The organism is Enterococcus sp. DIV1726a (genome assembly GCF_051710985.1).
GTDB lineage: Bacteria > Bacillota > Bacilli > Lactobacillales > Enterococcaceae > Enterococcus_B > Enterococcus_B hirae.
The window spans coordinates 1,849,541-1,862,646 of record NZ_JBIOLS010000001.1; the positions used below are offsets into that span (position 1 = coordinate 1,849,541).

Here is a 13,106-nt window from a genome sequence, read left to right on the forward strand (position 1 = left end):
TTTTTTTTTACAATTTTTCAAGCAAATAAATGAATTGAAGCTAATATTTACAAGAAAATTTCAAACACTAAACTAATCCTTGCGCATACATCACTTTCGCTACTTTTTCAAAACCTGCAACATTTGCTCCTAGCAATAGATTTTTTTCATTGCCATAAGCTGCTGCCGTTTGGCGACACGTTTGATAAATATTTTTCATGATTTCATCTAATTGGCGATCCACTTGTTCACTTTCCCAAGACAATCGTTGAGCATTTTGACTCATTTCTAATGCTGAGACAGCGACACCGCCGGCATTAGCTGCTTTCCCAGGACAATACCACACATTGGCTTTTTCAAAAACATTGACAGCTTCAAGAGTACATGGCATGTTTGCGCCTTCTGCGATGATTTTCACGCCACATTCAACCAAGTTGTTAGCAAGCGTTTCGTCTATCTCGTTTTGAGTAGCGCAAGGAAGCGCGATATCTGCAGTTTCTTTCAAAGTCCAGACAGATTGACCAGCATGATAGACAACAGAATCACGTTTTTCTGCATAAGCGGTCAACCGTTCCCTTTTTTCTTCTTTGACTTCTTTTAATAGTGCCAGGTCGATTCCTTCTGGATCATAGATAAACCCACTGGAATCAGAACATGTGATGACTTTCCCACCTAATTCTTGAACTTTTTCAATGGCATAGATTGCAACGTTTCCGCTACCAGATACCAGAACTGTTTTTCCTTCAAAAGAGTCTTTTTCTGCTTGTAAAAGATGTTTGACATAATAAACCAATCCGTATCCAGTTGCTTCCGTACGAATCTTACTTCCCCAAAAATCTAATGGTTTTCCAGTAAGGACACCGGCATCATATTGTTTTAATCGTTTATATTCTCCAAACAAATAACCGATTTCTCTGGCACCGACTCCAATATCTCCAGCAGGTACATCGATGGATGGACCGATATGCTTGGATAGCTCCAGCATGAAACTTTGACAAAAACGCATGATTTCATCGTCTGATTTTCCTTTTGGATCAAAGTCACTTCCGCCTTTTCCTCCACCGATTGGTAGACCAGTTAGACTATTTTTGAAAATTTGTTCAAAAGCTAGGAATTTAAGAATACTTAAATTCACACTCGGGTGGAATCTCAACCCGCCTTTATAAGGGCCGATTGCTGAATTGTACTGAATGCGGTATCCACGATTGACTTGCCAGTTTCCTTCGTCATCTTGCCACGGCACGCGAAATTGAATGATTCTTTCTGGTTCTGACAACAATCCTAAAATATTCCGTTTGATGTATTCAGGATGTTTTTCTAAAAATTGAGTAGCTGAAGGCATAAATTCATCAATGGCTTGTAAAAATTCGACTTGTCCTGTGTCTTTTTGATGAATATTATTTTGAATTCGTTGGACGTATTCTGTTGCGTTTGTCATTGTTTCACACTCCTTTTATAATCTTCTTTTATTTTAGCCTATTTTTATTAGATGCTCAAAACATTTCCTGCTTTCTTTTCATAAATATGCTACACTTTCTCTGAGGTGAGGAAATGGAAACAACCTATGATGTGATTGTAGTCGGTGCTGGAACTAGTGGTATGATGGCTGCAATTAGTGCGGCTGAATATGGCGCAAGGGTTCTCTTAATTGAAAAAAATAAAAAAGCTGGAAAAAAATTATTAATGACAGGTGGCGGAAGATGTAATGTCACGAATAACCGTCCAGTTGATGATTTGATTGCTCATATTCCTGGAAATGGCAAATTTTTATACAGTACATTTTCCCAATGGAATAATTTTGATATCATGGAATTTTTCGAATCTCAAGGTGTTCATCTAAAAGAAGAAGATCATGGTCGGATGTTCCCTGTGACGAATAAGTCAAAAACGATTATCGAAGCCTTGATCCATCGTTTAAATGAATTAAATGTTACGATGCTCTTTGGCACCCGAGTCGAAAAATTAGTGCATAGCGACGGAAAAATCTATGGCGTACGAACGGAATTTGAAGAATTTCAATCCTCTTGTGTCGTATTAACTACTGGGGGGCGAACCTATCCGTCGACTGGTTCTACAGGTGATGGCTATAAAATCGTTAAAAAAGTCGGTCACACTGTCACTCCCTTGTATGCAACAGAATCTCCACTGGTTTCTGAAGAAACTTTTATCAAGGATAAAACCTTGCAAGGATTATCTTTACAAGATATTTCTTTAAGCGTACTAAACAAGAAAGGTAAAGTCATCACCGAACATGTTATGGACTTGCTTTTCACGCATTTTGGGATTTCTGGACCTGCGGCATTGAGATGTTCAAGTTTCATCAATCAAGAGTTGCAAACGACTGGAGAACCTGTCACGGTCGTCTTAGACTGTTTTCCGAATCGTTCGCTTCAAGAATTGATCAACGAATTGACTGCTAAAAGCCAACAATCGAAGAAAACATTGAGTAATGCTTGGCATGGCTTTTTACCTGAACGCTTGCTTCTCTTTTTCCTTGAAAAAAGTGGATTAACGGAACAAACTGGTAGTCAAACGACAGAAAAAGAGATCCAACAATTTGCGGAGCTTTGCAAAAGTTTTTCTTTCAAAATAACCAAAACTTTTGCCATCGAAAAGTCTTTTGTGACTGGTGGTGGCGTTTCACTAAAAGAGATCAATCCAAAAACATTAGAAAGCAAATTGGTCAATGGATTATTTTTTGCTGGTGAATTGCTAGATGTTAATGGATATACTGGTGGGTTCAATATTACTGCGGCTTTTGCAACTGGACATGTAGCAGGAATGAATGCCGCTTTTCTTAGCTGATTAAACGAAAACAGTAACGAAGGGAGTAGAAGATGTCTGACTCTTTTCGTTACTGTTTTTTCTTTTTTTAGTTGATAAACTGATGAATTGCCGACTGCATCACAGTACAAGATCAGCAAAAGTCCCTTTAGTTAAATCACAAATGGCTTGAGGTGCTAGCTCCATTTGGTGACCTCTTTTTCCTGCTGATACAATGATCGTTTCTTGTGATTGTGCTGTTTGTTCTAAATAAGTAGGAAATAATTTCTTCATCCCAATTGGCGAGCAACCACCACGAATATAACCAGTGGTAGCTTCTAAGTCTTTCAGATGTAACATTTCTACTTTTTTGTTTCCAGATACTCTTGCTAATTTTTTTAGATCTAACTCTCGATTACCAGGAATGACCGCTACGATCGTTCCTGTTTTGTTTCCAACCGCTACGAGTGTTTTATAAATACGGTGTTCACTTTCAGAAAGTTGCTCAGCGACAGAAGATGCACTTAAATGCGCTTCATCCCAAGCATACTCATGTTCAGTATACTTGATTTTCTTTTGTTCTACTAAGCGGATCGCATTTGTTTTCACTTGTTTTTTCTTTGCCAACATTTTCACCTTCAAATTAGATTGTTTCAATTTAATAATTTGATTATTGATTTTAGTTCCTTTACAGTGATCTGTCCAGGTGCTGATGCTTTTTCAGAGGTTAACGCACCAAAGGTCATGACCGAACCAGTCAAATTTCCCGATAAGCGCGAAATCATTCCGAGCTGTCCCATTGACATTGTAATCAGAGGCATGGACACAAACGCTCCTGCCCGTCTCGTTAGCTCCATCAAACGTAACACATCTCGTTCGTTATGGGGCATTACCGCTATTTTACCGATATCTGCACCAAGATGTTCCATCATATTCAATTGATACAATAAGACTGGATCAGCTGGGGTCTCTTTAAAATTATGACTGCTGATAATCATCGGGATATTGCGCTGTTTGATTTCTGCTAACAACTCTTTTTCAAGGCTTTCAATTTTGTCTAATTCTAAATCAACCATATCGACTAAGCCAGAGCGGATCATCTGTAGGTACAACTCGTGATATGCTCGGATCGTTATATCTCGTTTGCCACCTTCTGCTATTGTTCTAAAAGTGAAAAGCACCGGTAACCCGTCGAGCATCTCATGGATCAGTACCAACGTTTCTGTGACTTTTTCATATTGAAAGACATCTTCATAATAATCAATTCGCCACTCCACTAAATCAGCACCAGCTTCTTTGGCTAAAATTGCTTCTCGCAAAAGTTCTTCACGAGTGTCTCCGATCATTGGCGCACAAATTTTAGGATGTCCTTTTCCTAAGTTTAGTCCTTTCACTTGCACCATCTGTCCTCCCCCCTTATTTCCTAATTTGATAGATAAATACTTTTAAATAATCCCCTTCTGGAAAGGCTTCAATGGTTTGGAAATCTTGTGGTAATCGAAAACGAGTGATTTCTTCATATTCAACATTGGCTAGCATTAGTTCATTTTCGATCATTTTTTTGAACTGATCGGTACTCACGTTAGCTGCGTTCGTTGAAGCGATAAGCGTTCCCTCGTCCGATAAAATAGCCAAGCTATCTTTAACCAATTCGCCATAATCTTTGGCTACTCGGAACACTTTCTTTTTGTTTCTCGCAAAACTTGGAGGGTCAAGCACAATGAGATCATAAGTCAGCTGCTTTCTTTTAGCATATTTAAAATAGGCAAAAACATCCATCACAATGATTTTTTGTGTCTGAAGATCCAAACCGTTGATTTCAAATTGTTCCTGTGTTTTTTTCAAACTTCGCTTTGCTAAGTCAACACTCGTGGTCTCCAAAGCACCACCCATTGCTGCCGCAACTGAAAAAGCCCCAGTATAGCTAAACATATTCAAAACAGACTTTCCTAGACCAAGTCCATCGATCAAAGCTCCTCGGACTTCTTTTTGATCTAAAAAGATGCCTGTCATCAGCCCTTCATTCAAATAAGTGGCGTAAGAGACGCCATTTTCTTTGATGATTAAAGGTTCAGGAGCTGTTTCTCCATAAACATACTGACTTTCAGGAAATTCGTTTGTTTCAAAACGGATTTTTTCGTAAGCACCCTTTATCTCAGGATAAACTTGTTGAAACGCTGAGAAGAGCAAATGGCGGTAAGTATAAAGAGTTTCATTATACCAAGAAAATACTGCATAGTGTTCATAATAATCAATGATCAGACCACCGATGCCATCCCCTTCTCCGTTAAATAAACGAAATGCTGTTGTTTGTTCATCTATGAAAAAAGCTTGTCTTTTAGCTTTAGCTTCAGAGAACTTTTTCTCAAAAAATGCCTGGTCAAACGTTTCATTTTGTTGACTCAAAACCCAACCGATTCCTTTGTTTTGTTTACCTAAATAGCCCTTAGCTAAGAAATTATCTTGTTGATCAACCAATTCGATCCACTGCGTGGTTTCATTGTACGACTGGACCAAATCTTCCTTTTGAATCAATGGATAACCGTTCTTGATACGATTTCCTGCTTTTTTCTTAATTTGTACTTTCATTGACTCACCTACTTTACCTTTATCATTAATCAGTATACCAAATATTAAGCAGGCTGTCTTAGTGCTAGCGTTCACAAAAGAATAAGAAATCCTTAATCACCAGTGTAAGCGTTTGGTTTCGATTGACACTGGATTTGCGTACTAGTAAAATAGGATGGAATATGTAGTTTGAGCAATCATAACTTCATAACACTCTGTAAATGAGAAGAGTGGGGAAAGGGAGATTACATTGAGACGAATAAAAACACCCGCCTTTTTGAATAAAAGGCTCGGATTTTTTTCTTTATTAGCTGTTTTACTTTGGCTAAAAACAATTTTTGCCTATTTGTTTGATTTCAATTTAGGCATCGAAAGTGGCATACAATACTTTATACTGTTTATCAATCCGATCGCTACCACGTTGTTGTTAATGGGGATTGCGTTATATGTGAGAAGGACGAAAGCGTCTTATATTACAATGATGGTCATTTATTTCCTATTGACTTTACTGGTGTTCTCCAACGTAACTTATTATCGTGAGTTTACGGATTTTATTACGATCAATACCATCTTGGGAGCAGGAAAAGTAGCTAGCGGACTTGGCGAAAGTGCTATTCGCTTATTTAGACCATATGACGTCCTTTATTGGATCGACTTTATCATTGTCGCTGCATTATTGATAACCAAAAAAATCAAAATGGATCCACAACCGATTCGTGCACGAATGGCTTTTGCGATCTCGACTTTGTCAGTCATGATTTTTTCTGGAAATTTATTTTTAGCAGAAGCCGATCGCCCAGAATTATTGACTCGTACTTTTTCTAGAGATTATTTAGTCAAATATTTAGGTATCAATGCGTTTACCGTCTATGATGGTATCCAGACTTACCAAACGAACCAAGTACGAGCAGAAGCAAGTCCTAATGATCTGAAAGAAGTAGAAAGTTATATCAAAGATCACTATGCTGAACCAAATGATGAAACATTTGGTATTGCTAAAGGAAAAAATGTGATTTATATCCATTTAGAAAGTTTCCAACAATTCTTGATCGACTATAAACTAAAAGATGCCAATGGTGTAGAACATGAAGTAACGCCATTTCTGAATAGTTTATATCATAGTAACAGTACATTTAGCTTTGACAATTTCTTCCATCAAGTTAAAGCAGGTAAAACCAGTGATGCTGAAACCTTATTTGAAAATTCACTATTTGGTTTAAATCAAGGATCGTTATTCACTCAATTAGGTGGAAAGAATACCTTCCAAGCTGCTCCTGATATTTTGAGTCAGACACAAGGTTATACGAGTGCTGCCTTCCATGGTAACGCTGGTACATTCTGGAATCGTAATGAGACCTATAAAAAATTAGGTTACAACTATTTCTTTGATGCTTCTTATTATGGTGTCAATGACGACAATTCATTCCAATATGGATTGCATGATAAACCGTTCTTCCAACAATCAGTACAATATTTAGAACATTTACAACAACCTTTTTATTCTAAATTTATTGCGGTATCTAATCATTATCCTTATTCTAAGTTTACAAACGAAGAAGCAGGCTTCCCGCTAGCTACGACAAATGATGAAACGATCAACGGATACTTTGCAACAGCGAATTATCTCGATACAGCAGTTGAAGAATTTTTCAACTATTTGAAAGCTAGTGGTCTTTATGATAATTCTGTCATCGTCCTTTATGGTGATCACTACGGAATTTCTAACTCTAGAAATAAATCGTTAGCGGAACTAGTAGGTAAAACAAGTGATACATGGACCAACTTTGACAATGCACAAATGCAACGAGTTCCCTACATGATCCATCTACCTGGACAAACAAACGGTGGAATCAATCATACCTATGGCGGACAAGTGGATGCATTACCTACTCTACTCCATCTGTTAGGAGTAGATACCAAAAATTACAATCAGCTAGGACAAGATCTCTTTTCTAAGCAACATGATCAACTTGTTACTTTCCGTGATGGTGATTTTATTACTCCTAAATACACTTATTATGGCGGAACGATTTACGATAACAAAACCGGACAAGCCATTACAGAACCGACTCAAGAAGTTCAAAATGAGATTGATGCATTGAAAGAAAAAGCGAATAAACAGTTAGCTGTTTCAGATCAAATCAACAATGGTGACTTACTCCGCTTTTCTACAGATACTGGGTTAGACCCAATTGAAGCAAGTCAATTTGATTACAAAAACGGCATGAAACAGTTGCTTGAAAAAGAAAAAGAACTAGGTGACAAATCAACAAGTGTCTTTAGTCAAAACAATAACCAATCAACAAAAGATCTATATGAAACCAAAACTTACCAACAAATAAATGGGACACAGACGAGTGATTCAGTTCCTTCTTCTGAATCTGATAAATAGCTAGCCTTTCTTTCAAAAGGATTACGTGCCTATAGAAGTAATGATTATAAAAGCTAAGATTGACGAAAACCAATTCTTGTTTTTCGTTAATTCTTAGCTTTTTTCATGCACTTTAATTTGAGTTACTCTGGCGTTTTTCTAGAAAATAGAGCTTAAATTCACGTATTAGAACCATCCATGAACATTGGATTTTATTCACAAAATATAGAGGAACAGTTGCTTTATCGTCATTTTCGTTTATTAAAAAATAGGGATTTCCTGATTTTACTATATGAATTTCATACTTTATTCATATTCATTTTCTATAATTTAAAATGAGGTGAAAGTGATGAGAATACTCCGCTATTCAGTTGCAAGAATGCGTTATTATAAAAAACAGACACTCTTTAGTTGCTTATTTACAAGTGTCACTGCTTTTTTATTGATGCTTGTGTGTAACTTATATCATTTACAATCAACACTTTATGCACAAATTGAAGATCGTCTTAGTTTCTTGGACACGACGTCCTTAAAAGTACACCTTCCGTCTTTTCTATCAGTGAAACAATTTTATGTCGAGCTGATCTTGTTGTTACTGTTCTTGTTTGTTGGCGCATTTATCTTTTTCTTTCAGCGAACATTAAAACAAGACCAACGTGAATTGATCAACTGGCGTTTAGCTGGTTTATCGAAAACTAGAATTTTTCTTTTGATCATCTGGCAAATGATCTTACCATTACTGATCTGTTGCACACTCTTATTTATTGGAATTGTGCTTTTTCAAAACATTTATCAAGCACTGTTACAACATCTTAATTTTTGGAGTCTGAGATTATTTGAATTACCTGACACCCATTCACTTATATCGACTACTCGACCATTAGCCATACCGATGGATCAACAAACTTTTTTTAAAATTGATTTTGTAAACGATGCTTTTTTCTTCGATACGTTTAAGAGTTTCCTACAAACGGTTGGCCTTCTTATCTCCATCAGTCTATGCATTAGTCTCTTACAATTTACGATTTTCTATCAACGTTTAAAAAAAGGTAAGGTGATCTTTCATGAATACATGTAAGCCAATAATGTCTTTAGGAGAATTAGCTGTTATTCTTTGCCCAAAAGCAAAACAAGAAGAACTATTAACAGCGCTAAAAGAGCAAGCGATTGTATCGAGTCCCAAACAATTACTTATCGTCCAAAAAGATTGGCCTCTCTTCCCTTATTTAAAAACCAAAGATCAAGTACTACTGAATTTATCTGAAAATAAAAAAGAACGTTTATCTTTTCAAGAGATGCTCAAGATTGATCCAGCACTTCTTAACAGAGAACCTGATCAACTATCTCTTTTTGATAAAATTAAACTTCAATTGTTGCATGCGTTACTTGCTAAAAAAGACAAACTCATCATTGAAGAAGTGCTGGATGAACTTAAAGTAATTGAAGCACAAGAAATTCTTGATCTATTTGATTATCTAGTCAAAAACAAAAAAATTGCCATTCTATTACTGACTCATGATGAAACCATTGCTCATAGTCAGTATGTCGACCAAATCTATGATGAACGATAAAAAGAGGTCGTGGAAAGAGCAACTCGACCTATGTAATAAGGATGAAACTCACAGCTTCCTATGTTTTGAGAGTTTCATCCTTATTGCCGAAGATCAGCTCTTTGAACACTATTTAGCTCCTCTCTTAATTGTTGAGGAGTTGTTTCTTGAACGCCGTTTAGCAAGAGGCTGTGAAAGAAGCGCTTATTGTTGAGGAATTGCTTCTTGAACGCCGTTTATTCGTTTTCAGAGATACTAAAAGAGACTGAACCAATTTTTGGATCAGTCTCTTTGTTTATTTTATTTCTACATCTGGTAATTTAACTGTAAATGTTGTTCCTGTCCCCAATTCGCTTTCTACTTCCAGCTTTCCTTTATGAAGCCGAACTAACTGTTGAACGATTGGAAGTCCTAGACCTGATTCCCCGTATTTTGTATTCTTTCTTGAGGGATCAACTTTATAATAACGGTCCCAAATACTCTTCATTTGTTGTTCAGTCATTCCGATACCTGTATCCTTAATTCGGATAATCGTTTCTAGATAACCTTTTTCTAAAGAGATCGTGATCGTTCCATTTTCTGTAAATTGAATCGCATTTTGGATGATATTCACCATGATTTGCACAAATCGGTCATAGTCTGCATACACTTCCACATCGTCTTCTGCTTGTAAAACTAAAACATTCCCTGCAGCTTCTGCTTTTGTTTCAAGCTGTGCCACAATATTTTTCAATGTTTCTGTACCATTGAATCTTTTAATAACCATACTGATTTGATTGGTTCTGATTTTTTCATAGTCTAGGTTTTCGTTAACTAAGCGTATCAGTCGTTCTGTTTCATTTTTCATCAAGTTGATCGCATTTTCTCTTTGGTCTTCAGGAATTGCATTATATTTTAGACCTTCAAGTAATCCGTTGATTGTGGTTAGCGGCGTACGCATTTCGTGAGAAGCATCTGCCATAAATTGTCTTCGGCGATTTTCTTGCTCTTCGATTTCAGCCTGAGATTCTTTTAAAGAATTCGTCATTTTGTTGAAGTCATCCGCTAATTCATCAAATTCATCTTTATCATGAACTGGCAATTGGACATCAAAATTTCCATTCGTGACTTCTTTCGTTGCATTACGTAAACGATTGATCCTTTTAACCTGAAAAGCAGCAAACGCATAACTCGCTAATATAGCAACAATACTTGAAAAAATAAAACCTTTAAACAGATTCAATGTGACCGACCGAACACTATTATCGATATTTTTAGCCGGTTGACTAACAACCAAGCCACCATAAAATTCATGATTTAAATTAAAAGGTACTAAGGCATAAGACGTCGCTTGATTTTGTCCTAGTATATTTTTGTTGGAGGTAAATTTTACTTGTCTTCCATGACGCAGATTATCCCATTGTTCCGCTTTAATCGTAAAGTTCAATACCACATTATCAGTAGGATAAATGACCCGTTCGTTCTTATCGATAAAAATAAAATTGACATTTTGTTCTGATAAGACTTGTTCCGTTAATAATAATGCATTTTGAAACGCTTGATCTTGGCTTAATTGAGGAAACGTGTCTGTATATGTCTGTGTTGTCTTCTCGACAGATTCTGCATAGCCAAAAAGTTGTTGATAATTATTTTCTTCAATGGTTTGCTTAGTCAGTTGCGTAAAAGAAACACCTACGATCAAAATGATCATCGCGATCATTCCGCAAAAGGCTAATAACTGCTGGTAAAGATAGCGCATTAGGCCACACCAGAATCATCAAATTTATAACCTACGCCCCAAACCGTTTGAATGACTTGTGGTCCAACCTTTTCGATTTTTTGTCGAAGCTTTTTGATATGCGCATCAACCGTTCGTTCATCACCAAAGTATTGATAATCCCACACTAATTCCAGTAATTGTTCCCGAGAAAATACTTGGCGTGGTTTTTTAGCTAGTGTAAATAATAGATCAAACTCTTTCGGTGTCAAACCTTCGATTGGTGCTTTATTTAAATAAGCTTCACGTGTTTTTGTATTCATCTTAAAGTGATCTGTTTCGATATCGAAGTGATCGTCCGAGTTGTTTGTTTCTTCTTTTACCTCTACCAATTCACTACGACGGTGTAAAGCTTTCATTCGGGCAATCAAAGTTAGTGGGCTAAAAGGTTTGGTCACATAGTCATCTGCGCCCATCTCTAATCCAATAACCTGGTCACTTTCAGAATCACGAGCTGTTAACATAATGATTGGAACTGTACTAGAGACTTTCCGAATTTCTCTTCCAACAAGCATACCATCCATCGTTGGCAAGTTCAGGTCTAAAGTGATCATGTCCCAGTAATTCGGTCTTTCTAAAAAAGCATCTAGACCTTCTTTTCCGTCATATTTAAAAGTTGCTTCCCATCCTTCATTCAAAAAAAACATCTGCATCATTTCAGATACGGATTGATTATCTTCTATCATTAAAATATTCATTTTTTATTTCCTCCAATACTATCATCGAGTTCTTGTAATTTTTTTTCAGTTAAGATAAAAATCGGCATAATTGGAAAAACTAAAACCAACATCTCGATTATAAAATAGTTTGTCTGTCCAGTTAATTTTAGTAAATAGCCGATCAAGGCCATCAATAAACCGAAAATAAAAAAATATTTTCCACTTGTTTTTTGTGCTAACCGCCAGTGAACATCGGATTTTGTGGCTCGCGGTGAGTGGTAACCATAAAAAGGCAGATTCCCTTTAGAAGGGATAAAAAGAAACAAGCAACCTAGGATAGTCAAAAATACTCCGACAACTAAAAAAATCATATGATCCCTCCTAAATCTCTCTTTCTAGTATACTCTAAAAATTAACTTGAACCAATATATTCGGTAATTCTTCACGAAAGGTTTGTCTTTTGTTCATTCTTTGTTAAGATAGGGGTAATCGAATAAAAAAGGGGTTTTTTTTGTGTCAAATTATCGTGCAATTACTTTTTTTGATCTTGATGGAACACTGTTAGATGCTCAATCAAAAATCACACCAGAAGTGGCCGAAGCAATGCAAGCACTACAGGCAAATAACGTCCTGCCAGTCATAGCAACTGGACGAACTGAAGCTGAAATCAAACATATCATGTCAGATGCTGGTATTTCCTCTGCAGTTACGATGAATGGTTCTTACATCAGCGTGGATGGTCAAGAAGTTCATTCTGAAATAATCGCAACTGAAGACTGTCAAAAGATGCTCGAACATGTCCAAATACAAGGGCACCAGCTCTCATTTTATAACCATCAACATATTTGGTGTACTGCACACACACAAACGATGATTGATGCCTATAACTTTATCCATTCAAATGTACCAGAAATCAATCCGCAAGCTTATTTGGATCATCCAATCAATATGTTACTTATCCTCTCTCAATCTGGGGATGAATATTATCATGAACAATTTCCTGATCTGACTTTTTATCGAAATGGTCCTTACTCGATTGACACGGTCAAAAAAGGAATCTCGAAAGGTGCAGGAGTGAAACGTTTAAAACAAGAATTAAACCTTGTTGATGTGCCTACATTTGGATTTGGTGATGGACCAAATGACTTTGCACTGTTAGAAGCATGCGACAACAAGATCGCGATGGGCAATGCTTATAATGATCTCAAAGAACTATCCACTTTTATTACAAAGAAAAACACTGAGGGCGGAATCGTTCATGCGCTCAAACATTTTGACTTGATTTGATTTTTAATCGAAAAACGATGAAATTCTGCTGATAAGGATGCTAGCTAGTAGAAAGGTGATTCATCTAGCCAATATCAGGTGAATGTTGAAAGCTTTTTAACTAGATACAATGTATATTTCCGAGTAACTGAGAGATGATTTTTTACAGTATTAGCTATTGAGAATCATCTCTT

The 13,106-nt window shown here is 36.6% G+C and carries 11 protein-coding genes and 1 pseudogene; 5 read left to right on the forward strand and 7 right to left on the reverse strand.

What is annotated here, in order from left to right:
• Positions 1 to 67: 67 nt before the first annotated feature.
• Positions 68 to 1,417, reverse strand: a complete 1,350-nt coding sequence (gdhA, locus tag IGJ27_RS08320) for an NADP-specific glutamate dehydrogenase (RefSeq protein WP_178305832.1) — start codon at positions 1,415 to 1,417, stop codon at positions 68 to 70.
• A gap of 113 nt (positions 1,418 to 1,530) precedes the next feature.
• Here gdhA and IGJ27_RS08325 point away from each other — a divergent pair, with 113 nt between their 5' ends.
• Positions 1,531 to 2,784, forward strand: a complete 1,254-nt coding sequence (locus tag IGJ27_RS08325) for an NAD(P)/FAD-dependent oxidoreductase (protein WP_178305831.1) — start codon at positions 1,531 to 1,533, stop codon at positions 2,782 to 2,784.
• A gap of 99 nt (positions 2,785 to 2,883) precedes the next feature.
• On the opposite strand, the gene ybaK is transcribed toward IGJ27_RS08325, so the two are convergent.
• The 3 genes from ybaK to IGJ27_RS08340 are packed head-to-tail and all read right to left on the reverse strand — an operon-like array spanning position 2,884 to position 5,331.
• A complete protein-coding gene (gene ybaK / locus IGJ27_RS08330; protein ID WP_025480513.1) occupies positions 2,884 to 3,369 on the reverse strand; it encodes a Cys-tRNA(Pro) deacylase in 486 nt (161 codons plus the stop codon).
• Between the two features lie 26 nt (positions 3,370 to 3,395).
• On the reverse strand, positions 3,396 to 4,145 hold the full coding sequence (gene aroD / locus IGJ27_RS08335; protein WP_010737845.1) for a type I 3-dehydroquinate dehydratase: 750 nt from the start codon (positions 4,143 to 4,145) through the stop codon (positions 3,396 to 3,398).
• A gap of 13 nt (positions 4,146 to 4,158) precedes the next feature.
• Positions 4,159 to 5,331: a class I SAM-dependent rRNA methyltransferase gene (locus tag IGJ27_RS08340; protein WP_010737846.1), complete on the reverse strand. Its 1,173-nt coding sequence runs from the start codon at positions 5,329 to 5,331 to the stop codon at positions 4,159 to 4,161.
• Positions 5,332 to 5,560: 229 nt separating this feature from the next.
• Here IGJ27_RS08340 and IGJ27_RS08345 point away from each other — a divergent pair, with 229 nt between their 5' ends.
• From IGJ27_RS08345 to IGJ27_RS08355, 3 genes are all read left to right on the forward strand, one after another.
• Positions 5,561 to 7,702: an LTA synthase family protein gene (locus tag IGJ27_RS08345; RefSeq protein ID WP_178305830.1), complete on the forward strand. Its 2,142-nt coding sequence runs from the start codon at positions 5,561 to 5,563 to the stop codon at positions 7,700 to 7,702.
• A gap of 328 nt (positions 7,703 to 8,030) precedes the next feature.
• Positions 8,031 to 8,759 (forward strand): hypothetical protein, encoded by a 729-nt coding sequence (locus IGJ27_RS08350; RefSeq protein WP_178305829.1) that lies wholly within the window; start codon positions 8,031 to 8,033, stop codon positions 8,757 to 8,759.
• The gene (locus tag IGJ27_RS08355; protein ID WP_010718415.1) at positions 8,746 to 9,252 is read left to right on the forward strand and encodes a hypothetical protein; all 507 of its coding nucleotides are present in this window, start codon (positions 8,746 to 8,748) and stop codon (positions 9,250 to 9,252) included. Before IGJ27_RS08350 ends, IGJ27_RS08355 begins: the two co-directional genes overlap by 14 nt.
• 274 nt (positions 9,253 to 9,526) lie before the next feature.
• On the opposite strand, the gene IGJ27_RS08360 is transcribed toward IGJ27_RS08355, so the two are convergent.
• From IGJ27_RS08360 to IGJ27_RS08370, 3 genes and pseudogenes are all read right to left on the reverse strand, one after another.
• Positions 9,527 to 10,969 carry a sensor histidine kinase gene (locus tag IGJ27_RS08360; RefSeq protein ID WP_010718416.1) on the reverse strand — a complete coding sequence of 481 codons (1,443 nt, stop codon included), beginning with the start codon at positions 10,967 to 10,969 and terminating at the stop codon, positions 9,527 to 9,529.
• Positions 10,969 to 11,685 carry a response regulator transcription factor gene (locus tag IGJ27_RS08365; RefSeq protein WP_010718417.1) on the reverse strand — a complete coding sequence of 239 codons (717 nt, stop codon included), beginning with the start codon at positions 11,683 to 11,685 and terminating at the stop codon, positions 10,969 to 10,971. Before IGJ27_RS08365 ends, IGJ27_RS08360 begins: the two co-directional genes overlap by 1 nt.
• Positions 11,660 to 12,017, reverse strand: a pseudogene (locus IGJ27_RS08370) (SdpI family protein). Before IGJ27_RS08370 ends, IGJ27_RS08365 begins: the two are co-directional and overlap by 26 nt.
• Positions 12,018 to 12,159: 142 nt before the next feature.
• On the opposite strand from IGJ27_RS08370, the gene IGJ27_RS08375 reads away from it, so the two are divergent.
• Positions 12,160 to 12,933: a Cof-type HAD-IIB family hydrolase gene (locus tag IGJ27_RS08375; RefSeq protein ID WP_010737850.1), complete on the forward strand. Its 774-nt coding sequence runs from the start codon at positions 12,160 to 12,162 to the stop codon at positions 12,931 to 12,933.
• Positions 12,934 to 13,106 lie beyond the last annotated feature (173 nt).